This is a genomic window from Thiothrix caldifontis, assembly GCF_900107695.1.
Lineage (GTDB): Bacteria > Pseudomonadota > Gammaproteobacteria > Thiotrichales > Thiotrichaceae > Thiothrix > Thiothrix caldifontis.
The window spans coordinates 24165-46163 of the sequence record NZ_FNQP01000007.1 but is presented as its reverse complement, the minus strand read 5'-3'; the positions used below and the strand labels follow the sequence as shown (position 1 = coordinate 46163).

Annotated in this window: 20 protein-coding genes and 1 pseudogene; 11 read left to right on the top strand and 10 right to left on the bottom strand. The window is 50.0% G+C overall.

What is annotated here, in order from left to right; genetic code table 11:
• Positions 1-106: 106 nt before the first annotated feature.
• Together BLV87_RS07255 and BLV87_RS07250 are read right to left on the bottom strand one after the other, a co-directional pair.
• Positions 107-724 carry a MalM family protein gene (locus tag BLV87_RS07255; protein ID WP_093066924.1) on the bottom strand — a complete coding sequence of 206 codons (618 nt, stop codon included), beginning with the start codon at positions 722-724 and terminating at the stop codon, positions 107-109.
• Between the two features lie 12 nt (positions 725-736).
• The gene (locus BLV87_RS07250) at positions 737-1435 is read right to left on the bottom strand and encodes a hypothetical protein (RefSeq protein WP_093066922.1); all 699 of its coding nucleotides are present in this window, start codon (positions 1433-1435) and stop codon (positions 737-739) included.
• Between the two features lie 273 nt (positions 1436-1708).
• Between BLV87_RS07250 and BLV87_RS20025 the strand changes: the two are divergent.
• The 4 genes and pseudogenes from BLV87_RS20025 to BLV87_RS07235 all read left to right on the top strand — a co-directional run.
• Positions 1709-2044 (top strand): annotated as a pseudogene (locus tag BLV87_RS20025) (leucine-rich repeat domain-containing protein); the annotation flags it as partial.
• A 276-nt stretch (positions 2045-2320) separates the two neighbouring features.
• Positions 2321-4258 (top strand): COR domain-containing protein, encoded by a 1938-nt coding sequence (locus BLV87_RS07245; protein WP_245706954.1) that lies wholly within the window; start codon positions 2321-2323, stop codon positions 4256-4258.
• The gene (locus BLV87_RS07240) at positions 4255-4776 is read left to right on the top strand and encodes a hypothetical protein (protein ID WP_093066918.1); all 522 of its coding nucleotides are present in this window, start codon (positions 4255-4257) and stop codon (positions 4774-4776) included. The genes BLV87_RS07245 and BLV87_RS07240 overlap by 4 nt, the downstream gene beginning before the upstream one ends.
• A 72-nt stretch (positions 4777-4848) precedes the next feature.
• Positions 4849-5037 carry a hypothetical protein gene (locus BLV87_RS07235; protein ID WP_093066916.1) on the top strand — a complete coding sequence of 63 codons (189 nt, stop codon included), beginning with the start codon at positions 4849-4851 and terminating at the stop codon, positions 5035-5037.
• A 22-nt stretch (positions 5038-5059) separates the two neighbouring features.
• Here BLV87_RS07235 and trxA read toward each other — a convergent pair whose 3' ends face one another.
• Positions 5060-5518, bottom strand: a complete 459-nt coding sequence (gene trxA, locus BLV87_RS07230; protein ID WP_175517871.1) for a thioredoxin — start codon at positions 5516-5518, stop codon at positions 5060-5062.
• Between the two features lie 111 nt (positions 5519-5629).
• Between trxA and ybaK the strand changes: the two genes are divergently transcribed.
• The gene (ybaK, locus tag BLV87_RS07225; protein ID WP_093066912.1) at positions 5630-6106 is read left to right on the top strand and encodes a Cys-tRNA(Pro) deacylase; all 477 of its coding nucleotides are present in this window, start codon (positions 5630-5632) and stop codon (positions 6104-6106) included.
• A 114-nt stretch (positions 6107-6220) separates the two neighbouring features.
• On the opposite strand, the gene BLV87_RS07220 is transcribed toward ybaK, so the two are convergent.
• Together BLV87_RS07220 and BLV87_RS07215 are read right to left on the bottom strand one after the other, a co-directional pair.
• Positions 6221-6628: a DUF4424 family protein gene (locus tag BLV87_RS07220; protein ID WP_093066910.1), complete on the bottom strand. Its 408-nt coding sequence runs from the start codon at positions 6626-6628 to the stop codon at positions 6221-6223.
• 11 nt (positions 6629-6639) lie between these two features.
• Entirely contained in the window at positions 6640-7011 is a 372-nt protein-coding gene (locus BLV87_RS07215) for a DUF4424 family protein (RefSeq protein WP_175517870.1), read from the bottom strand.
• 171 nt (positions 7012-7182) lie between these two features.
• Between BLV87_RS07215 and BLV87_RS19945 the strand changes: the two genes are divergently transcribed.
• Complete coding sequence (locus BLV87_RS19945) at positions 7183-7308, top strand: hypothetical protein (protein ID WP_281241308.1); 126 nt, start codon at positions 7183-7185, stop codon at positions 7306-7308.
• Between the two features lie 160 nt (positions 7309-7468).
• Here BLV87_RS19945 and BLV87_RS07210 read toward each other — a convergent pair whose 3' ends face one another.
• On the bottom strand, positions 7469-9097 hold the full coding sequence (locus tag BLV87_RS07210; RefSeq protein ID WP_093066906.1) for a sensor histidine kinase: 1629 nt from the start codon (positions 9095-9097) through the stop codon (positions 7469-7471).
• The gene (locus BLV87_RS07205; protein ID WP_093066904.1) at positions 9088-9789 is read right to left on the bottom strand and encodes a response regulator transcription factor; all 702 of its coding nucleotides are present in this window, start codon (positions 9787-9789) and stop codon (positions 9088-9090) included. Before BLV87_RS07205 ends, BLV87_RS07210 begins: the two co-directional genes overlap by 10 nt.
• Positions 9790-10189: 400 nt before the next feature.
• Here BLV87_RS07205 and fusA point away from each other — a divergent pair, with 400 nt between their 5' ends.
• The 4 genes from fusA to BLV87_RS07185 all read left to right on the top strand — a co-directional run bounded on the left by fusA (position 10190) and on the right by BLV87_RS07185 (position 16518).
• Positions 10190-12286 (top strand): elongation factor G, encoded by a 2097-nt coding sequence (fusA, locus tag BLV87_RS07200; protein WP_093066902.1) that lies wholly within the window; start codon positions 10190-10192, stop codon positions 12284-12286.
• A 259-nt stretch (positions 12287-12545) separates the two neighbouring features.
• Positions 12546-13331 carry a helix-turn-helix domain-containing protein gene (locus BLV87_RS07195; protein ID WP_093066900.1) on the top strand — a complete coding sequence of 262 codons (786 nt, stop codon included), beginning with the start codon at positions 12546-12548 and terminating at the stop codon, positions 13329-13331.
• 425 nt (positions 13332-13756) lie between these two features.
• The gene (locus tag BLV87_RS07190) at positions 13757-14692 is read left to right on the top strand and encodes an SUMF1/EgtB/PvdO family nonheme iron enzyme (protein ID WP_217629953.1); all 936 of its coding nucleotides are present in this window, start codon (positions 13757-13759) and stop codon (positions 14690-14692) included.
• A gap of 50 nt (positions 14693-14742) precedes the next feature.
• A complete protein-coding gene (locus tag BLV87_RS07185) occupies positions 14743-16518 on the top strand; it encodes a hypothetical protein (RefSeq protein ID WP_093066898.1) in 1776 nt (591 codons plus the stop codon).
• A gap of 11 nt (positions 16519-16529) precedes the next feature.
• On the opposite strand, the gene BLV87_RS07180 is transcribed toward BLV87_RS07185, so the two are convergent.
• Complete coding sequence (locus BLV87_RS07180; RefSeq protein WP_093066896.1) at positions 16530-17414, bottom strand: FecR family protein; 885 nt, start codon at positions 17412-17414, stop codon at positions 16530-16532.
• 240 nt (positions 17415-17654) lie between these two features.
• Here BLV87_RS07180 and BLV87_RS07175 point away from each other — a divergent pair, with 240 nt between their 5' ends.
• A complete protein-coding gene (locus tag BLV87_RS07175) occupies positions 17655-18572 on the top strand; it encodes a hypothetical protein (protein WP_093066894.1) in 918 nt (305 codons plus the stop codon).
• A 433-nt stretch (positions 18573-19005) separates the two neighbouring features.
• Here the strand turns inward: BLV87_RS07175 and BLV87_RS07170 are convergent, their stop codons facing one another.
• Both BLV87_RS07170 and BLV87_RS07165 read right to left on the bottom strand, forming a co-directional pair.
• A complete protein-coding gene (locus tag BLV87_RS07170; protein WP_093066892.1) occupies positions 19006-19809 on the bottom strand; it encodes a hypothetical protein in 804 nt (267 codons plus the stop codon).
• The gene (locus tag BLV87_RS07165; protein ID WP_139282134.1) at positions 19806-21956 is read right to left on the bottom strand and encodes an nSTAND1 domain-containing NTPase; all 2151 of its coding nucleotides are present in this window, start codon (positions 21954-21956) and stop codon (positions 19806-19808) included. Before BLV87_RS07165 ends, BLV87_RS07170 begins: the two co-directional genes overlap by 4 nt.
• Between the last annotated feature and the right edge of the window lie 43 nt (positions 21957-21999).

Below are 21999 nucleotides of genomic sequence, written 5' to 3'. Positions count from 1 at the left end.
CTGCTGGCTGCATTGGCGGCGATGTGATTGCGGTGTTGGGGCAAAATATTCTTTGTTGCCCCCAATAACTTCCTTGGCGTGTCACGTTAGCGGTTCCCGTTCCGCCTTACTTGGCATCCCGCAATTGGTATGTCACCGCTTTCAGGGTCAATTTGCCCCCTTCCGCTGAGGTGATTTTGTTTTGCACATCATTTCCTACACTGTAATGGAAGGTATAAGCCCCAGCGACTATTGGGCTGGTGGTGACTGCGGCATGACGCTGCTCACGCGCTTTACCGACCTCCTCCTGTGCTGCATACAAAACCACGTAGCGTAACCCTTCATCCCGATTCAGGAAAAACTTATGGCTGAGCCAACCATTGCTGTACTGGAACGCAGAAGCCGGAATTTTGCGCACTACTTGATGGTTAGCATTCAGCAATAAGCCTTGGGGCGCAAATAATTGTGTTCCCACTGGTTCACTGGTTATTTGTACTTCATAAGGTGCGGTAAATGCCGGTAATTGCGCAGCGAGGAAGAAACTTTTACTGCCATCAAATAAGCGGACGGGCGTTTCCTTACTGCCAACAGCAGCTTCCAGCGGTTTGTCATAACTCAGCGGCAAATATTGAATATCCGCAAGCTGGTTACAACAGACGCTCGCTTGCTGCAAATTGGCTTTGTAATCGACATTCGCACAACCGGATAGCAGCGCCACAGCGGCAAACACCTCAATGATTTTCATGGCATTCCCTTGTTATTTTTTCAAATCGCTGGCGATACGCTGTGCCATTTGCTGGATACCCTGTTTCAGGGCAGCGGTGCTTTCCTGTGCATGGGCGGTTAGCTCGGCAATATCCTTGTAGCCTTGTGGGTTGGCGGGAGACAAACTGATCGTCTGATTGCTGGCATCACTGGATAAGCCTGATACCAGCGCCTCTTCGTACAGAATTTTTTGGTTTTTGGCATCCACCAAACGTACTTTCATCGAAGTTGTTGGGATGTAATTCGAGGTTGGCCCCGCTGCTAATTGGGTAACACGTAATTGATAATCCAAAAATGCATCGGCCATCGTGCTGGGGTAGCTAGATAAGTAATCCGTGTCGGTTTTTTTACGAATATCAACGGTTTCAACCTCATAGCCCTTTTTTTTCAGTTCGTCAGCCACCTGTTGTTGGGAGAAACTTTTCCAGTCGGTTTTCGCGCTACCCAGCGCATTGTTGTAACTGCTTGTTTTGGCGTGCATATCCGCAGCAGCCACTAAACCGCCCACCAAACCAAACGATGTACCGGGGTGCGATACCATATCAACAGCAATGTTCTCCACTGACTGTGGGGCGATAACGGCAACTTTTTTCACGTGGGTATTTGCCGCTGCGTTAAACGATTGTTTGGGCACAGTAGCACAGCCAGACAAAACCACACCAATTAACACTGGTAAAACTAAACGTTTCATTCAGAAAACCTCAGATTCTAACAAAAATAAATTTAGCTAATCTTGTTAAGATTAATGTTATGAATAATATGTATTCTATGGTGTGGGAAGTATACATGACAGATTAAATGATTGTCAGATAACAATGCACTTAATCAACAATTGCTACCCTGATGAAGAAACCCCTCCCAGCTTCCCTTTGTCAGGGGCGGAGCAAGAGGAGCGTGCCACTTGTTTGAACGCCCTTGCTGTTCCGGTTACTATCCAGTCATCATCTCTTATGCCTGACCCGCCATGTCTATGACTCCGTTGGAAATTGCCCTCGAACGCATCGAAGAATGCCGCCGTACCCGTGCGCCCGTGCTCGATTTGAGCGGGCTTGGTTTGGAAGAAATACCGGAACAGGTGTTTGAGCTGACGTGGCTGGAAAAACTGGATATTTCATTTTCTTGGATACATCAGATAATGGAGTGGGGGAAGATTGAAAAGATTTCTGAAAAAATTACTCGCCTAAAATACTTGACTCACTTCTACTGTAATAAAAATAAAATCAATGACTTGTCTATATTGGGGAGCTTGGAAAATTTACAGGAGCTGGATTGTAGTGGTAACAATGTTAGCGACCTCTCGTTTCTGAATAACTTTTCTCGCTTAGAAAGGCTTTACTGTTGGTATAATTCGTTACAAAAACTATCTCTGATGAATTTAAACAGTTTATTAATATTAGATTGTAGCTTTAATAATATTGATGAGTTGACTTTGGTAAACTTACCAGATCTATTAAATCTTCGCTGTTGCAGCAATAACATCAGTGAACTGTCATCAATATATCCTTTTATTATGGAGTATCAGCTTGAGGAGTTGACTTTATATGATAATCCAGTTGTTGGGATACCAACAGTGCTCTTGGGTGATCATAAATCTGATGACTGTGCGGACAACCTCAGAAACTATTGGCAAGACCTCACCAACGGCGCTGAGAAACAACAGCAACTCAAAGTCCAGCTAGTCGGCAACGGTCGGGTCGGCAAAACCACGCTGGCTGACGCACTGGAATACAAACGCGCTCCCAGCGAACCGTTCAAATCCACCCACGGCATTGTCATCAAGGAAATCCAGCAAGCACTGGATGGTGAAGATGAACCCATTACCTTGCAGCTTTGGGATTTCGGCGGGCAGGAGATATATCACGCCACCCACCGCTTGTTCCTATCTGACGATTGCCTCTACCTGTTGCTGTGGGCAGAAGAAACCGAAGAACACTCAGATGAAACCCGCCATCCCGTCAGCTATTGGCTAGAGTTGATCCACGATTTAGCTCCAAATAGCCAAGTTATTGTCGTCAAAAACCAGATTGACCAATTTAACAAACTACCACTCGAACCTCTTGACCTTGCCTCTGATGTTCCCGGTTACGGACAAATACGCGAATTTGTCAAAATTTCTGCTCTGAAATATCAAGGCATGTATATGTTGGAGGGTGCAATTAAGGAAGTTCTGCAAGATCCCAAACTACAAGCTTGCGTGGAGCTACCAATCTCATGGCTACAAGTACAACGTGAGCTAAAGCAACTCGATCAGAAAACCATCCCCTTTGCCCACTTCAAACAACTTTGTATCAAGGCAGGCGTCGGTCATGCCGAATGGTTCGCAGGCTATCTACACAAAACTGGCGTACTGTTTTATCAGAGAGGCGCATTTCAGGATCAGATCATCCTCGATCAAAACTGGGTAATTGAAGCGGCGTACCGAGTCTTTGACCCAAAAGACCAGCGCAGCTTTATTGAAGACGATCTAAAAGGACGTTTCAAAAGCAGACATGCGAAGACAGTTTGGCCTGAAGTGGATGAAACAGAGCGGGAAATTTATCTCGACTTTATGCGTAATTGCGGAATCTGCTACGAACCCAACCGCAAACATGACACGCCATTTGCCGAACGCACCTTCATCATCCCCGCGCTGTTACCCGAAGACATCCCAACCCGTTCTGCATGGCAGAAAAACGCTACGGATTGGCAACTCGACATCGAATACCCATTCCTCCACCGCAGCATCATCGAACGCATCATCCTGAGTTTAGGCGAAACCTATCAGGGCGAACCGTGGCGCACCGGCATTTTCTGCAACACCGAATACGGGCAGGTATTACTCGAATGCGCGTACCGCGACAAAAAACAATCCACCCAAGGGCAACTCAGCTTCCACTTGCGCGGCAATCAGCTTGCCCCCTTGGTGTACGCCTTACGCAAACTGGTGAGTGAAATCAGCCCGCACCACCGCTATCAAGAGTTCCTGCGGAAGGGCAGCGAAGAACGCGCCCAACCACCTGAATGCGAGGAAAACCCACAAATGCCCACACTACTAGATGAAATCAAACCCACAAGCAAAACCGTCAAGCTATTCATTTCCTACGCCCATGAAGATGAAAAGCCCTACCGCGAAGAGCTGGACAAGCGTCTGAAAGCCATCAAGCGGCAATACCCGATGTTAGAGCCGTGGCACGACCGCAACCTGCTGGCAGGCGAACAAGTACACGACAAAATCCTGCAACAACTGGAAGTCGCTGATATTGTGGTGCTGCTGATCAGCCCGGATTTTGTCGATTCTGACTACTGTTTCAGCCATGAAATGGAAATCGCCCTGAAACAATACGAACAAAACCAGAATATTGTCATCCCCATCATCATCCGCGACACTGCCGACTGGCACACCTATCAGATTGGCAACCACGTTGCCCTGCCCACCGACGGCAAACCGCTGTGTGACTGGAGCAGCCCCGATAAATTTTGGGCAGACGTACAACAAGGCATCCGCAAACAAGTCGAAAATCTGCTAAAAACATGAACCATCCCGCCCCCAAAACCCTCACATGGCTACGCTGGCTGACCCTGTTGCTGGCACTCACGCTGCTGGTGGTAATAAAGTTGCCCCCCATGCCATCTACCAGCGAAGTCATGAGCTTGCAGTTGGCATCCACCCCCGATGCTTTCTGTTGCATCCTTAACCAATGGGAAAAAGATCAACAAGATGCCTTCGCCGACCATTTCCCGCTCGACTTTCTGTTCATTGCTGCGTATGCCCTATCCGGTTATCTGTGGGCGGGATCAAGTTTGTTCGCCGGTTGGCCAGACGCACTGGTTGCGCTGGCCCGCTGGGCATTGCCCGTAGCAGGCGTGCTGGATGTCGGTGAAAATGTGCTGGAAATGTACTTGCTGTACCTACTGAAGCAACTGCCAGACTTACCCGCAACCGTGGTCATGCTGGCGGCAAGCTGCGCCCGCTTGAAGTGGGTGTTGACTGGCGTGTTTGCGCTAGTATTGATGTATGCGCTGGGGCGGCAATGCCTGCGGAGTCCTGAGTGAGTCTGATGTCAAACTTGCCAGTGGCCTGAAACCGATCCAGCAACACTAATCCATCCACCGGAGGAAACCACCATGAAATATCTGTTCCCAGCCGCGCTGTTGTTCGCGCTTGCCGCTCTGACAGGCTGTTACCATGAAGTTGCCAAGCCGCTTGCCGATGATCAGGTCATGTGCACTATGGAAGCCAAACTCTGCCCGGATGGCAGTGCGGTAGGCCGGGTCGGCCCACATTGCGAATTTGCCCCCTGCCCTGGGAAATAACGCCTGTGTAGTCTGTAGCAACTCAGCTTTGCATGGCTTTCGGTTCATGAATCCCGTGTTTCGTCAGGATGTACTGGATGCTATGCGGCAGTTTTGCCCCCGTAAAACGTTCCACGCATTCCCCATCCCGGAACAGCAGCACCGTCGGCATGGCACGGATACCGAAGCGCTGGCTCAGTTGCTCATTTTTATCCACATCCACTTTCGCCAGCAGAAAAGCGCCTTGGTAATCATCGGCAAATCTAGCCAATAGTGGAGTTAGATTCCGGCAAGGGCCACACCATTCGGCATAGAAATCGACCATGACCGGCGTTTTGTGGGAGGTTTCCAGCACCATTGCGTCGAATTCATCGGCATTGACGAAGGCTTCATGGTTACTACGGTTATCGGGAAGCTCTACCTGCTTTGAGCGACGCAGCGACCTGACAATCAGGAAAGTAAAGGTGGCAACCACAATAGCGGTGAGAATGGCGAGGTGCATAGCGTGTTCCTTAATTATTCTGGGCGGGATGGGAGTTCCTGCTAATTGTAGAATAAACCTTATAGCCTGTACCATTCTGCCAATGGACATTATAGCGAAGGACATTAACCCATGACCCCTGCCATCAACCTCGCCAAAAAAGCCAACATAGCCTTCAAGGTACACGAATACACCCACGACCCCGCCAGCGAATCCTACGGGTTGGAAGCCGCCGAAAAACTCGGCCTGCCACCCACCCAAGTTTTCAAAACGCTAGTCGTGAGCTTGGATGGCAAAGAACTCGCCGTCGGTATCGTGCCAGTCGCCGCTATGCTCAGCATGAAGCACATTGCCAAAGCTGCCCACGCCAAAAAAGCCGACATGGCAGACAAAGCATGGGTTGCTCGTACTACTGGCTACGTGCTCGGCGGCGTCAGCCCACTGGGGCAAAAGAAACTGCTGAAAACCTTTATCGACGCATCTGCCCTGTCATTTCCTGCTATTTACGTCAGTGCGGGGCGGCGTGGGCTAGAAATCGAGCTTGCCCCGCAAGACTTGCAAAGTCTGACTCGTGCGGTGTTCACCCCCTTGATACAAACCGAAACCTAATGACCACTGCTAATTTTAGACAGGCGTGCAACCAGCCCGCCACAAGCAGGCCAAACAGGTTAAACCACCATCACGTGCAGAAAATACCATGAGTCTGTGGGCTTCTGCTCATGCTCACAGTGAGTTCTGCTGCAAAAATAAAATGCGTAAATCGCTCTGCGGCGCAAAATTGGTCTTTTCCATCACGAACGTTTTCGCATCCACTTTCTTCAAACCCTCTCCACAAAAAGTCACGCGGTCATTGACAGCTTGCTTTTGCAGCGTGAGGCGAAATTTACCGATTGCACCTTGCCAATTCGCGCCCGTGGTGAGGATGTAATCCACAAAATGCGGTGACAGGCTTTTGCCGTTATCAGGTTGATGGTTTTTCTCAATCCATTTCAGCAAATCAGGCTCGATACAGTAGTTTTTGATGCGGGAGGTACGTTCGTCCCCCTCAAACCAAAAACCAGCTTCGCCACCCACCACGGGGCGGTATTGGTGACTAACAACCAAGGTTTTGCCAGCCGGAAAGGTTTGCATCCAATGGTGTGTCAGCTTGATCTGTCCAGCATTTTTTTCACTTCGGTTTCAAAAGTTTTCGGCTGATCATCGACTTGCACCGCAAATAGCAGCGGGTTATCCGAGTGCGTGTCCATCGCAATATCACCGTCGGGGTTTTCGGGGAATTCAGGTACGGGAAACGCGACCCGCGTAGTGATGTCTTGCGCACTGTTATTGCGAAAAATGTACTTCACCCGAATCTGTTCGGTGCTGATGAACAAGTCTTCCTGTTCCATCGCAATCGACGCATTTTTCGTGAATTCAATTCCACCTGCTCCCAGTGTGGCAGTGGAATCGTTAGCAACGGCGGCAGTGGTACACCCGCACAACAGTAGGCTGAAAACAGCGTGTTTAGTGGTCATTATGGAAAGCCCTCGTGAGTTTTTCTGATTCAACAGGATCAGGCAGCTCAGCATAACCCGCAGCCATCAAGCGCAGCAAATCCTAAGCATCTGCACCATTCCTGCAAACACTTGTCATATTCTAGAAGCCTTGATGGCATTCTTGCGGCTCGTGACGGAGACGAACCCGACATGAAGATCCAACGTTCACCGAAAATCCTGTTGTTCCTGCTGGCACTGACGTTGCCGGGTGGAGCGTTATTGTTGCTGTTTCCGCTGGTGAATCGCATGAAAGCTAGAATCCGACGCACTTACTAAGATGCAACACGCCCCTACGAAAAATCATCCGCTGTAGAGGTGTATTGTATACGTCCTCTTCGGAATTATCCCTAAAGGAGTTGTTATGCATTTGAATTTTCCACCGAAGCGATTGCATTGCTGCAACGTTGTTAAACAATGGGCACTAAGCCTATAGTCTTTAGCTTAACGGTAGCTCAATAATAAACTCCGCCCCCTGTGCAGCATCTCCCAGCCGAATACTGCCGCCATACGCTTTAAGGATAGAAGCCACGATTTCTAGTCCTAAACCCGTTCCCCCTTTAGTGCGTTTAGTGGTGAAAAAGGGAGTAAATATTTTGTCACGATTAGCAGGGGAAATGCCTTCGCCATTGTCATGTAGCCGCAAACATAACGTGTCACCTGTACCATGGGTATACACATCCATGCGACTCGCACCGTGCTGCAAGCTGTTATCGAACAGGTTGATAACGATGGTTTCTAAGGCATCGGGGGCAATCGCCAGTGGGGTATTCAATAAGGTATTGTGGATCTGCACCAACAACCCCCGCTCTCGATAACGGTTGCTCAATGCCTTGAACAGAGCAGGCAAGGTACTGATTTCTTTACGAGTCTCCAATGCATCAGCACGTGCCAAATCCAACAGACGGTTGACCAATTGTTTGAGACGCTGCGTATCGGCCAACAGATTCTGGATGAATTTTTCACGGCGTTCTGGCGGCATGGTATCCATGTGATCATGCAGCAACTCCAAAGCGCCTTGCATCGCGGTCAGGGGAGTTTTGAACTCGTGTGATACATGGGTAGCAAAACGGCGAATATAATCGGAGCGTTCCGCTAAGGCGTGCGACATTCCCGCAAAACTTTCTGACAATTGCGCCACTTCCTTCGTAACCGGATTTTGGATGGGTTCCACTTCGCGTTGCTCGCCTTGGCGTACCCGTTCTGTTTGCTTCAACAGTTCACGAATGGGGCGCGAAATAGTGGAAGACACCAACAAAATCAGTAAAACTGCCAATACCAACAAGCTGAAGGTGGCAATGAAAACAATCCCCTTGTTGGCATACAGGTGTTTGATAATGTTAGTTGGGGTACGCGAGAGCAGTAGAACCCCTTGCAACCGCTCATTTTCAATAATCGGAAAGGCGGTAAACACCCGAATTTGGCTACCCCGACTGATAGAATACAACGGTGGCGGCGGTTCGTCAGAAATGCGTTGGCGAATCAGGCTCGCGTATTTGCCTTGTAAGGCTTGTTTCACCTCTGCAACATGCGCCAGTGACAACCCCACCTCTTCGCGCCCGGCAATGACCGTGCCATTGGCATCCAAAAGACGAATACCAGAGAGTGTCACTTGCTGCGTATCACGCAAAATCTGATTCATTTTTTCGCCAATTTTACGCGCTAGAGGGTCAACCGCTTGAGTGCTGGGACGAGCTTCGGGGCGAGGCGGTGCAATAGGCGCAATCAAGTCAACACTCGGCGTTACGGGCGTATAGAAAGTATCATTGCTAGGCTGTTCTTCGGTATAAGGCGGGTCTGGCAGTGTCAGTGAATGAGAAAATTGAATGTAACCGTAATGGTTTTCATGCTGCTGTTCACGCACTAATTGCCGAAAGGTAGCAGCTAATGCGGCAGATTGTGAAATCAGTTCCAGCTCAGTTTGTTGTACCAATTCATTTTCGTAAATACGGAAAAAATATAATCCACCCAGTGGCAATGCTAACACCGCTAACATCACCAAGAGCAAAATACTCCGTAACCTGAATAAGGTTTTGCGTGGCAGAGGCAAACGAGCATTTATTGGCATGTGGCAAGTTTATAACCCACTCCGTGTACTGTTTCAATCACATTATCACACCCAACATCGGCAAATTTCTGACGTATGTGACGGATATGGCTGTCGATGGTACGATCACTCACATACACATTGCCATCGTAAGCATTACCCATGATGCTATCGCGACTAAATACACGGGTTGGCTGACGGGCAAACAGTTGCAACATAGCAAACTCAGTGGCGGTTAGGCTTAAGGATGCTCCACCCCAACTGGCAGTATGCTGCTCTGGTTGAATACTGAGTTTACCGTAACGGATGCTGCTGCCATGCTCTGGTTCAGTCACGGGTTTGCTGTGCTGTTGTGTACGCTTCAGGATGACATTAATCCGCGCCACTAATTCGCGCGGGCTAAAAGGCTTGGTAACGTAATCATCCCCACCAATCTCTAACCCTAGAATCCGATCAATCTCATCATCACGGGAGGAAAGGAATAAAATTGGCACATCCGAAAATTTGCGGATCTCGCGACACACTTCCAAGCCATCCAGTTCAGGCATATTAATATCGAGCACCAACAAATCACCCGGCTGCTGGCGGAAGGTATCCAAGGCTTGACGCCCGTCTTCAGCTTGGGTGACTTGCATCCCCGCTTTTTCCAGCGCAAAGCTAATCACATCGCGGATGTGGGGGTCGTCGTCGGCAATGAGGATATGTTTATTCATACAGATATTGTAGCAAAAAATAGAAAACCCCAAACGGCGGGTGTCGTACCGCCGGTCGGGATCCAGGAGTCTCAGGGTTGCTAAAACCCCGCCGGGAAAACTGGTCGTAAGCAAAGATTATTGTTGTCATCGCCAGTACCCGTTCGGTGAGTAGTGTCAGGAGTGTATGTTACGGGGAGAATGTGCAGGTATTATCCCAATAATGTGGAGATACATCGGAAATAATTTGCAGATTGCGTGCAGAAGCGAGCCTGCGGGGGAATCCTCAGTACCGTCGTCATAGAAAAATCATGGATTTCTGCAATTCACGCTTGAAATTCCCCTTACTCCATGCTCCAAGATGCATTACAATCGCCCCCTTATCCGCAGTTCCTGCGTTTCTTCTTTGAGATTTGGACAAATGACTGACTTAACACTTTACCGGAATATCGGCATTTTCGCCCACGTTGACGCGGGCAAAACCACCACGACCGAACGTATCCTGAAACTCACTGGCAAAATCCATAAGCTGGGTGAAGTTCATGATGGCGCAGCCACCACAGACTTCATGGTGCAGGAGCAGGAACGCGGAATCACCATCCAGTCGGCTGCGACCACGTGTTTCTGGAAAGGTCATCGCTTCAACGTTATCGACACCCCAGGGCACGTTGACTTCACCATCGAAGTTTATCGCTCACTGAAAGTTCTCGATGGCGGCATCGGCGTATTCTGTGGTTCCGGTGGTGTTGAACCTCAATCAGAAACCAACTGGCGCTATGCGAACGACTCCAAAGTTGCGCGTATTATTTACATCAACAAACTCGACCGTATTGGTGCTGACTACTACCGCGTTGTGAAACAGGTAGAAGACGTATTGGGCGCACGCCCTATGCCGATGACGCTGCCTATCGGTATTGAAGACAATTTCATCGGTGTGGTTGACCTGCTGACCCGTAAAGCATGGGTGTGGGATAACTCTGGCGATCCAATGAACTACACCATTCAAGACGTTCCTGCCGATATGGAAGGTTTGGTAGAAGAATGGCGTGAAAAGTTGATCGAAATGGCGGTCGAACAAGATGACGACATGATGGAAATGTACCTCGGTGGCGAAGAGCCAGCGTTGGAAGACATCAAACGTTGCATCCGCAAAGGCACAATCAACTTGGACTTTTTCCCAACTTTTGCTGGTTCTTCCTTCAAAAACAAGGGTGTGCAATTGGTGCTAGACGGCGTAGTTGATTACCTGCCAAACCCAATGGAAGTTAAGCCACAGCCTGAAACTGACTTGGAAGGCAATCCGACTGGCGAATTTGCTATCGTGGATGCTAACCGCCCATTACGTGCCTTGGCGTTCAAAATCATGGACGACAAATACGGCGCGTTGACCTTTACCCGTATCTATTCCGGTACAATGAAGACGGGTGATACCATCCTCAACACCTTCACCGGCAAAACCGAACGGGTAGGCCGCATGGTGGAAATGCACGCTGACGACGCAAACGCGATTGATTTCGCACAAGCGGGCGACATCATTGCATTGGTTGGTCTGAAAAACGTGCAGACTGGTCATACCCTGTGTGATCCGAAAGCACCTGCTACGCTTGAACCAATGGTATTCCCAGAGCCGGTTATCTCCTTGGCTATCTCACCGAAAAACAAAGCCGGTGCAGAAAAAATGGGGGTTGCCCTTAACAAGATGGTTAAAGAAGACCCGTCTTTCCGCGTTGAAACTGACCAAGAAACCGGCGAAACCATCCTCAAAGGCATGGGCGAGTTGCACTTGGATATCAAGGTTGACATCTTGTTGCGTACCCACGGTGTTGAAGTCAACATCGGTAAACCACAAGTTGCCTACCGCGAATCCATCACCAACCGCGTTGAAGACAGCTACACCCACAAGAAGCAGTCCGGTGGTTCTGGTCAATACGGTAAAATCGACTACACCATCGAACCCAACGAAGTGGGTGCAGGTTACGCGTTTGAATCCGTGGTTGTCGGTGGTTCTGTACCACGCGAGTTCTGGCCTGCAATCGACAAAGGCTTCAAGGAAAGCATGGTAAAAGGCCCATTGGCTGGCTACCCGGTGGTTGATGTGAAAGTAACCCTGCGCGAAGGTGGTTTCCACGCGGTTGACTCCTCTGCTATCGCGTTTGAAATTGCGGCGAAAGGCGGCTACCGTCAAACCATGCCCAAAGCGGGCCCGCAAATCCTTGAGCCGATCATGAAGGTTGACGTGTTTGCACCAGACTCTCACGTAGGTGACGTTATCGGTGACTTGAACCGTCGCCGTGCGATGATCAAATCCCAGGATACCGCGCCTATTGGTGCACGTATCAAGGCTGACGTACCGCTTTCCGAAATGTTTGGTTACATCGGTGACTTGCGTACTATGACCTCTGGTCGTGGTCAGTTCTCGATGGAATTCTCACATTATGCGGCTTGCCCGAAATCGGTTTCCGAGCAGGTTATCAAGGAAGCGCAAGAGCGTAAGAAAGCGTTGGACGCTGAAAAGTAAGAAGTCCTAAAGGACGAAGAAAAAGCCCCGCTGGGTAACTGGCGGGGCTTTTTTTGTTATAGCAGAAAAATCCATTAATACTATAAAAATAAATTATGAATAATTTTAATCTATTAAATTCGGGTTTCGTAATAAAAACTATGATTTTTGTAAGGGATTTGTAAGTCAGCCTGAGCATAATACATACAAGAAGAATAACAATTGAGCAAGAGAGGCTGTTGAGGGCAGCCTTAAGAGTGGCAAGTCGAGGGCTGATCTCATGTGTCCAGAAAGCATCGTGTGGGCTGATTTACGTTTTAACCGCAATGCACCGAGTAATCGTCGCCTAATCCCCAATGGCTGGCGGGTTGAGAAGGTGGAAACCCCTGATTATGTTAGCAATGTGACGGCGCGTGAGTCGCCGGGGTTGCTGGTGTTTGAATTTGACCGCCCAGACATTCCTTCCCTATCCAGCCTGAGCAGCATTCGGCGGCGGTTTGCGGCTATCCCGGTGCTGATGCTGACCGAATACCATTCGGAGGCGCTGGCAATCTGGGCATTGCGCAACCATGTGTCAAATTATCTGGTGGTTCCCATCTCCCAGCATGAACTGGTGGGGAGTGTGGAAGAGGCCATGACCGCCTCTAATACACAAGGGGGGAACCCGATCCCGAATGAATTGCGGTTTCGCTCGATTGCTTGCCACAAAACGGCGGCGGCAGTGAGTTATGTGAAATCGCATTATCACGAAGCGGTGCGGGAAGAGACACTGGCAGAGGTTTGCAACATGGGCGTCAGTGCTTTCAGCCGGATTTTCAGGAAGGAACAGGGGAAAACATTCCGGGATTATCTACTGGATTACCGGATTGGCAAGGCATGTGAGTTGCTGCGCACGCCGGGGGTGAATGTGACGGATGTGGCGTTTACGGTAGGGTTTAATGATGGGTCGCATTTTTCGCGGACGTTTAAGCGGCTGGTGGGGCAGACCCCGACGGGGTTCCAGTTTATTGAAAGTCAGAAAACTACCAATAACGTGCAAAATAGTACCAGTCACCACACCCATTAAAGCTTACCCTTAAACCTTATCGAAAGATAAGTTTTAAGGAATTTTGACAACCTGAAAGGAGAATCTTTATGGCTACTCATAGAATTGCTTCAGGAAGAACCACACCTGGAGCTACAGATTGGCGAGTTTATACCACTGCCCCTGGTGGTATCGTTGTTGATGTTAATACCAGTTCCGGTCATTTTTCCACCACCCCTGTATACATCACATCGCTAGGCGGTGATAGCAGTCACTGGGCGACCACCGGGGCTACATCTGTCTACGTACCAACTGCAACGGGTTTCCGGGTATACGTTCGGTGGTCAGATGGACGTCCTATCACTCCGGCAGAAGCCAATGGATTTAAATGGCATATAAATTGGATTGGCATGGAAGCCTGACTAGTGGGCTAAATTAAGTGTAAACCGTCAGGCTGTCAGTTAACCATGGACGCCATAACCTACACCAAACTCGAAAATCTGCAAGCCCGCTGGAAGAGAATATTCGAACGCCTACAAGCCGTTCAGGCCAAATATGACCTTGAGACCCGTGCTGAAGAGCGGATCAGGCTAGAACCCGTCCTAGAACAGGATCGGAAAAAGTTGGCTGACATTGAGCGGGAAATAGATGCACTCAGGGAACAACCGGATAGGTCAGGTTCAAGCTGGCAGCCGGATGGCGCGATGGTGGATGCGTATGGGCGTTATGCTGATTTGACGGTAAACGGCGTTACCCAACGCTTGCGCTGGATTGAGCCGGGGACTTTCCTGATGGGTTCACCACCGGGTGAAGCGGGGCGTAGTGACAACGAGCTTCAGCATGAGGTGACGCTGACACAGGGTTTCTGGCTGGCGGATACGGCATGTACCCAGGCATTATGGCAAGCAGTGATGGGTAAAAACCCTTCCGGTTTCAATGCCATGGAACATCCGGTCGGGCATGTGGATTGGAATAAGGTACAGGACTTTCTGGACAAGCTGAACGCCTTGGTGGGTGGGCTGAAGGCACGGCTGCCAACAGAGGCGGAATGGGAATACGCCTGCCGGGCGGGAACGACGACCGCATTTGCCTTTGGCGACACCGTAACGGCGGAACAGACGCATGTGAGAGGCAAGCAGGCCGTCGCGGTGAAAGCACTGCCAGCCAACCCGTGGGGGTTGTACGGGATGCACGGCAATGTGTGGGAATGGTGTCAGGATGATTACGGTAAATACCCGGCAGGAGCAGTCATTGACCCGTTGGGAGATTTCACTACCGATTTGCGCGTGTTGCGCGGTGGCTCTTGGGATAGCGGGTACAAATATGCGCGTTCGGCAGCGCGGGGACATAGTTTGGCGGGCAATGCCGCCAGTATTTTCGGTTTCCGCTTTGCGGCAACTTAGGCATTTTGTATTTACTTTTAATCATTGCTGATTTTTATAGCTAATTTTTTATGCATACAGCCGCTGGATTTTCTGCTCTGCTTTGGCTATTGCCGCCGTTTGCCCTCATGGTGCTGGTGTGGGGCTGGATCAATTATAAAACCCTCAATGACCGTAAAACCCACCCTGACTCATTCCAGCAGGCTATCGACTGGTTGCGGGAAGACAATTTCAGCCAGCTTTACCTGCAAACTCTGGGCTGGTTGCTGGATAAAATCAGCGGACTGATTGACGACGCTCATAAGTTCGATCAGGTTTATGTCACCTCGGAGCATCCCAAGGGTTTTATCCGCAAGACCTTCGGTTTCAACCCGTTCACGGCGGAATCCTATGGCAACTACTTGTGGCTTGCCCACTTGTATCCGGTGACGGCGTTTCTGCTGGCGTGGGCGGCGGGTAGTGACGGGCAGGTTGGGAGGGTGGACTGGCTGAAGCTGGGGGCAGGACGTTTGGATCTGGAGCTTTGGCAGCGCTGGCTGGTGATCGCTGGTCTGGTACTGGCAGTGGCGGGCAGTTTGTGGTTGGTACACAGGTGGGCAGGGTGGCGGCAGTGGCTGGTGCTGAATGTCCCGTTTCTGGTGTTGGCGATGGTAGCGGCGGCCTTTGGCAAACATCATGATCATGATTTTCTCAGTGTTTTTATTTCGGGGTGGGGCATGTTCCTGTTAGCCTTGATCCCCGCCTACGGGGGTGGCTGGCTGGTGGGTTTGCCCATATACCGTTCCTACCAACGCACGCATGAGGCATTTTATGGGGTCGTTTTTACCGTAGCTGCCGCTTTTGCTGTCGTTAGCGCTTTCGCCGCCACTTTTTGCGCGATTCTTGCGAACACAGCGAGTGCTTTTGTGGTTGCCGTTGGGGGCGCTATCGCTGTCGGCATCAGTTTCGCCATGGTTGGGGGCGGCGTTGTCGCTTTTGCCCTTGCGTTTAGTTTTGCCCTTCCCCTCGCAGGTTTTCAACCCAATGTCGCCACTACCAGCAACAGCGAGCTTATGGCTGCTACGGCGGCGGTAGCGGCTGCACTGGTTGGTGCTGGCATCATTATTGTAGTGCTGGGCGCGTTGCAACGCTGGTCTGAACGGCAGGACAAGGCTGGCTGGTTCTGGTTGTTGTATAGCGTGGTCTTTTTTGTGGTGGGGTATTACCTGCTGTCATTGACTAAAGAATCCGGCGATATTGTTTTTTTGTTGTTCTGGGTGTTGTTGCCCTTGGTGTGTGCACCGCTGGACTGGGTGGCACTGGGGGTGACGCGCGGTTTGTTGCAGGCGGTGCGCGCAGGGCAGCATTCTGGCAGGGTGGCGTTGGGCTGGGCCATGGTGGATTTACTGCTGGCACTGGTGTTCCTGTTCCTGAATGCAGCGGTGTTGGTGGGGGTGACCGCGTTGGGGAATGCGATAGCAGGCGATACGCTGGTGAACATCAACGGCATTCTGGCGGGGATGAGGGATGACACAAGGGATAGCAACTACTGGTGGATTTATTTTATGCTGCTGTTCACCTTGCTGCCGACCTTGATTCACTTTGCACTGGCAGGCGGGGCGATAGCCCTGTGGCTGCCACGCAAGGCACGTTTGTGGCTGGCAAATGGGCTGGAGCGCAACCACTACAAGACGTTCATGGCCTGGCTCTACCTGACCTTTACGCCGGTGGTGGGTTTTGTGCTGGCTCCGGCGGGCTTGCTGTATGGCCTGTGGTGGCTGGTGAACGCCAACGGTGGCTGGTTGGGTGGACATCTGCTGGCTTGGGCGGGGATGCTGGCGAGGTTTGCAAACCCGACCATGCCCTAACAGCAATGTTGTCAAAACAGACCCGCCACTCCCGGTGCAATTCCTGCTGCCATTGATCCCCCCGGTGCCGTATCCGGGTTATCTGACTCTTTCATAACGGCAGTAATGGCAATGGAGATGGCTACAGCTTTAACAACGGTATCAAGAGTTATATGGCTGCCCGCATTTGTCAAAATGGCCTGTTGCAGCAAACGGTCAGTCAAATCCCTTGCCCGTTCAAGTTCTTTGCTGTCAGCAGACCCTAGCTGACCATATTCCAAGTCATTGGTACGCACTACCTGATTCAGGGCGGGGATAATGAATGAGGTGGTCGGATTGGCACGCGATGTCAAGCGAACCCTGCCACGGTAAACCGAAACGGTAAAACGATGACTCTGCGCTTTCGCCAGATATTCTGTCCCTTTTGGTGTTACGATGCTGTCGCCACTGACCAGCACGGGTTTATGGGTGTCATTGAAGTCATCATCCATAAATAAAAGCCCAATGAGCAGATCGATAATGGTGGTCGGGTTAACCAGACGGATGCTTGTGTCACTGTCCAGCATGACAACATTACAGCCTTTCAATAATAGTAATGTTTGTATACCCTTATCCGTGCGGATCAGGTCTGCCTGTTGCAGGGGCAGGTTTTTTATGCCCGGATAGGTTTGACCCTTACGCTCAATCTGGATGCGCTGGAAATTGCTTGAGGGTTGTTCCTTTTCCAGCATAGACACCAACATGGCTTCTGGAAAGTTTTCAGTTTTACAGCCCAGCAGACCGTCCCCAATATCCGGTCTAGTTTCAGGCCAAGAAGTGCAAGCCGACAAGGTGAATAGGCCTAAAACAAAAATAGATAACTTGCGGAATAGGCTTGTCTTTGGGGGAGAAAATGAAAAAACGCCCTGATGTTTCATTGGTAGCCTTCAGTCACTCAATACAATAACACCGATTTAACCGAGATTTATCAAAAAAATACACCATAATATATTTACCCGGTTAGGATTATTTTGCTAAAGATTTGTGTTTTTTTGCACTTTGTTTAATGTTGTTTATTTTGATCAACTTTTTTCAAAATTCGCGAAATACATATTGAAAGCCATCTGATATTGATTTACTTTTGACATGTATTCTTAAATAGCGGCGTGGGGGGCTTTATGATTTACGGTAAATTCATCCCGTTAGTTTTGGCATCAAGCCTGCTGGTCGCGTGTGGTGATGGGGATAATGGCATCGGCAGTAGTAGCGCCTACACAGGTAAACGTGAGTTGGCGGCATTGAATACCAGCAACCAAAATACTTTTGTCGCCGGTTTGATCTTCTCTCTGAGAGACATAGCAGCAACTGGTAGTAGGGTTGACGAAAATGCTGTTATTGATGTACCAAGCATGATGCAGCGCCCTGAATACCTGTCCCGATTGATTAAACGGCAGGTAAACAATCGTTATCAGGCACGTGAGGTTAACCTTCCTGAGGCGTGTTCTGGCGGTGGTTTTCAAACAACGACAGGCAATCTGGATGAGGGAACCAATACAGGGATTTTACGGATCACAAGCAGCCAGTGCAGCGAGAATGACATGGTAATTGATGGTGTTGTTGATTTGATAATTAATGAATATGACAATTACATAAAGGAGCCGACCGATTTCATTGTGATTACCAGCGACTTATCGGAAACAATCAATGGTGTGAGTTATAGTGTCAGCGGAAATATCCATTTCACCAATGGAGCCGTTGGTGACGCTGGCATTTATGGCTGGGAAGTGAAGGTTATTTCCAACCTCGCACGTAAGGCTTCCACTGGAGTCCAACAACTAGACAACAATCTGCAAGTAGAGAAAGATTATAATAGTAGCGTTTCTATTTCGGGCGGTTTCTGTGATGGGTCAAATGGGTGTGTCAGCATAATAACCAAAGTCCCATTTTATATTCCTACCCAAGGTGAGATCGTTATGACGGGTGCAAATAACAGCCGTATCAGGATCTATCCGCTAGACAGCCAAACCTGGGTAGGGGTGGATGCAGACGGTGATGGTACATATGAAACCAATACCCCTTACACCGATCCATTTTAATGGCACATAAAAGTGCAAGAGGCAGGCTTTAACACTTACCATTTATCCCGTTATGATAGGTTCTATAAACTTTATTGTTCTCGTGGGGCATCCTGCAATTCCCCCAACATTTTGTACCGCCGCAAATAGGTAGGCTTTCAATATAACTGAGAGATGTAGTACCTGCCCCAGCACGCGGGGGTGCAGGTTGAGCAACCTCTGGTGAAGGTGGGGTTTGTTGGATAATATGCCGTATACACGAACACCCTGATAACATGACTAACATCAACCCCATCGTAACTATTGATTTCATGCCCACGCTTATATTCCTCTTAATCAGTCTTTACCGAAAAACTACATCAGAATGTGTTTGCCATGTTAGGATTATTCTGTTGAACATTTGTGTTTTTTTGCACATTATCAAAAACACACAAAGAAACCACCAGTTTAATTATCATTCTGGCAAACAGGATAATGCCACATAGGTTATATCCTGATACTCCTCAAATCGGCTCATATATTCTTCTTTTGAAATTTTGCAAGTGATCATAATTGTCTTGTTGTCAATGACAGAAGAAATGATGATTTCTGTGGTTTTTTGATTTTGCCCTTTTAGTTTTTTGATTAGCGCCCCCCAAGTTATATTTTCACTCATGTCAGAGAACTGGGTATCATGCCGAAACTTCTCCCCCGGTTTTATTTCCCTTAAGGCTATGTCTGTTGGACTGGCTACGATATTCCCTTCCATTAAATCCACATGCCGCCACCACTCAAAGGTTATTGGTTTGTCTTCAAAGTAAATGGTGAGACTTTCCTTGTTCAAGGTTGCTGGCTTTAAAGTATTGTGCTTGCCAGTGTATTGCATGGTAAAAATGATGCCTGCTGGCACATCAAATATTTCAGACAGCGACACACTGCCTGTTGGCATCGCCCCCATATAAATGGTTTTTTGAGGGTGCAATGTTATATCAAGATTGGGGTATTGCTTGGGGGTCTGTAATGCAAGTACAAACACCATCATGGAAAACATTATTTTCAATGCCCAATTAATACCACTTCCGCCTTTAAATGCCTTGCCGGGGAGCAGAAATGCAACCGCAGCCAATACCATGCAGAGAATTAATCTTATGGCATTATGAAACAGATAATCAGGCGTTGATTTTTCGTAAACAAATTGCAACACCATTGTCATTACGATAATAACCGCAGATGAAAATATAATAAGGTGCCGTTCCCTTGTGCGGCTCATGGCCTTCATAGGAGTTTTACCCCGTGGCCTGTCAAAAAAGAAATGCTTATATAAAAGGATGCAATAAATACGATAACCGTCATGGCTTCTTCCATAATATTTCTAACCCTGTTATTTTTTTTGCTTGCTTGTATGAAACTTTCCTCCTCCGCTGTCAGCCGGTATTTGCCGACCACGCCTTTTTCACATATTTCCAGTTCATAATCGTCCAAAAATGAGGCTTGCCTATGATTATTCAGCCAATCGGTGTAACGGTGAGTGAGTATTCGCTGCATCCTTTGCCCCGGCAGTTCCGAGGCATTGAAACTGGTCTTGACCAATTGCGCGAGCGTGTCATGGGCAAGCCGCGTCTGGGATTTGCTAGGCTGATTTTCATTGGTTTGCGGTTCAATAATCAGGTAACGGTCTTTCAATGCCTTGAGCAAGGCAGCACGGTAAGGGATATGGGGGTAGAGCGTTTCATACGCCGCTGCGGTAACGGTTTTGGCAGTGCCTTGCGGGGTGGTATGGGTATGCAATACATCCAGTAGCAGGCCGCTGTCTTTGGCTTCCATACCCCAGCTTGCCTTTGCCGCGATGTCTTGCAGTTGTTGGTCAAGGTAATCTTCCAGCAACAAGCCTGTGCGTTGTTCGTCCAAGTACAGATCTTCATCCCAAACCCGTTCTTGCTGGTGTTCGACCCGCTCCCACAGGCGGGAGAGGATAATCTGCAAGGTGGGCGCAATATTGGATTGCTTGTCGGTGAGCAGGTCGTCGGCAATCTGTTCCGCCAGCCGCCCATCTGCTGTGTTGGTGATGCGCAGGTGGTAGTGCTGTTGCAGGTGAAGCGTTGCTGCCGGGGTTTCGATGACTTCGAGGATGGCTGGTTTGTCGAGCGGTTTGAGCAAATAGTCGTGCTGGTTGACCTGATGTGCGCGGCAGGCGTCGTGGAGTTCGGCAAACCATTCCTTGCGCAGGCTAAGGATCAGTTTGGCATCGGGTCGGCCGGAACCATCCGGTGGGTAGAAAACGCTGTGCAGGGCGGTCAGCAGGGTGTCCAGTGCGGGCGGGATACTGGTTTTGGCATCTTGGGTACGTTCATGGGCGAAGAAAATTTCTTCCATCTGGTCGATGATCCAGATCGCGGGCAGCCCGGTAGGTGTGGGGGTGTCGAGCCGGGCGCGGATCGCGGCGGAGTCGCTGGAGCCAAACAGTTGTGTCAGCGGGTCTTGCTGCGGGTTGAGTTCGTTGTAGCGCAGGTAGTGGACGGGTTGCTGGCGGCTGGGGGCTTTGAGGCGCGGGATCAGCCCGGCGAGTAGGAAAGAGGATTTGCCCACCCCCGTGCCACCGTGCAGCAGCAGGACGGGTTCCTTGGCTTCGTCCAGCAACTGCAACACTTCCAGGATTGCCCGGCAGCGCCCGAAGAAGATTTCGGCGTCGGCGGCGGTGTAGTAGTACAGGTTCTTGAACGGTTTGGCGGGCAGTTCGCCACGCGGCAGGGCAGGCAGGCGGTTGCAGGGGTTGGCGGCATCGGCAAGCTGCCAGTCCGGGGTGTTGCTTGCCATGAACCATGCCCATTCCTGCATGGCGGCGGGGAGACTGAGGTCGAGCGAGCGGTAATGCTGCCCTGCCAGGGTTTGCACATCGGCTTGGGCTTGCGCGAAAGCGGCGGCAACGCTGCGTTTTTGCTCTGCCAACGCCTTGAAAAAGCCTTGGCTGAAGTGCTTGGCGGCATCGTCCGCAATCGGCTGGCGCGTGCCGATCACGCTGGGGATGCCTGCGTCGGCAATCGCCTTGACCAGTGCGGCGTTGTTGCAGCCGTTGAGGAACACTAGTTTGAGGTTGGGGCATTCCGCCAGCTTTGCCGCCAGCCCGCTGGCGTGGGCGTCGCCTTCGTCCAGCCGCAGCAAATTAGTGCCGGAATGCCCGGCAAAATGCAGCACCGCCAGCCGTTCGCGCTGGAGGTTCAGCAGGTCAATCACGCCTTCGACGGTGCTGTAGTCGATGTCCTTCAGCTCCAGGCCAAGGGCGTCCGCCGCTGGTTGCAGCAGGCTGATCAGGTGCTGGCGTTCCTTGCGGATGCTGTCCAGATAAGCCGTGCGGTCGTTGGCGAAGATCAGCAGGATTAGGGGGGAGGAGGGGGAGGTATTCATGGGGGAGGGCAACGTGCTGTTCACGCTTTACTCACAGGAATGCTTAATAATTAGATAGCTTTGTTAT

Excerpts from the sequence above, each read along its gene's own strand:
- BLV87_RS07180 (WP_093066896.1), bottom strand. The coding sequence starts at position 17,414 with ATGAAACATCAGGGCGTTTTTTCATTTTCTCCCCCAAAGACAAGCCTA.
- BLV87_RS07205 (WP_093066904.1), bottom strand. The coding sequence starts at position 9,789 with ATGAATAAACATATCCTCATTGCCGACGACGACCCCCACATCCGCGAT.
- BLV87_RS07240 (WP_093066918.1), top strand. The coding sequence starts at position 4,255 with ATGAACCATCCCGCCCCCAAAACCCTCACATGGCTACGCTGGCTGACC.
- ybaK (WP_093066912.1), top strand. The coding sequence starts at position 5,630 with ATGACCCCTGCCATCAACCTCGCCAAAAAAGCCAACATAGCCTTCAAG.
- BLV87_RS07210 (WP_093066906.1), bottom strand. The coding sequence starts at position 9,097 with ATGCCAATAAATGCTCGTTTGCCTCTGCCACGCAAAACCTTATTCAGG.
- fusA (WP_093066902.1), top strand. The coding sequence starts at position 10,190 with ATGACTGACTTAACACTTTACCGGAATATCGGCATTTTCGCCCACGTT.
- BLV87_RS07170 (WP_093066892.1), bottom strand. The coding sequence starts at position 19,809 with ATGAAGGCCATGAGCCGCACAAGGGAACGGCACCTTATTATATTTTCA.
- BLV87_RS07195 (WP_093066900.1), top strand. The coding sequence starts at position 12,546 with ATGTGTCCAGAAAGCATCGTGTGGGCTGATTTACGTTTTAACCGCAAT.
- BLV87_RS07185 (WP_093066898.1), top strand. The coding sequence starts at position 14,743 with ATGCATACAGCCGCTGGATTTTCTGCTCTGCTTTGGCTATTGCCGCCG.
- BLV87_RS07175 (WP_093066894.1), top strand. The coding sequence starts at position 17,655 with ATGATTTACGGTAAATTCATCCCGTTAGTTTTGGCATCAAGCCTGCTG.
- BLV87_RS07190 (WP_217629953.1), top strand. The coding sequence starts at position 13,757 with ATGGACGCCATAACCTACACCAAACTCGAAAATCTGCAAGCCCGCTGG.
- BLV87_RS19945 (WP_281241308.1), top strand. The coding sequence starts at position 7,183 with ATGAAGATCCAACGTTCACCGAAAATCCTGTTGTTCCTGCTGGCACTG.
- BLV87_RS07255 (WP_093066924.1), bottom strand. The coding sequence starts at position 724 with ATGAAAATCATTGAGGTGTTTGCCGCTGTGGCGCTGCTATCCGGTTGT.
- BLV87_RS07235 (WP_093066916.1), top strand. The coding sequence starts at position 4,849 with ATGAAATATCTGTTCCCAGCCGCGCTGTTGTTCGCGCTTGCCGCTCTG.
- BLV87_RS07220 (WP_093066910.1), bottom strand. The coding sequence starts at position 6,628 with ATGCAAACCTTTCCGGCTGGCAAAACCTTGGTTGTTAGTCACCAATAC.
- trxA (WP_175517871.1), bottom strand. The coding sequence starts at position 5,518 with ATGCACCTCGCCATTCTCACCGCTATTGTGGTTGCCACCTTTACTTTC.
- BLV87_RS07250 (WP_093066922.1), bottom strand. The coding sequence starts at position 1,435 with ATGAAACGTTTAGTTTTACCAGTGTTAATTGGTGTGGTTTTGTCTGGC.
- BLV87_RS07215 (WP_175517870.1), bottom strand. The coding sequence starts at position 7,011 with ATGACCACTAAACACGCTGTTTTCAGCCTACTGTTGTGCGGGTGTACC.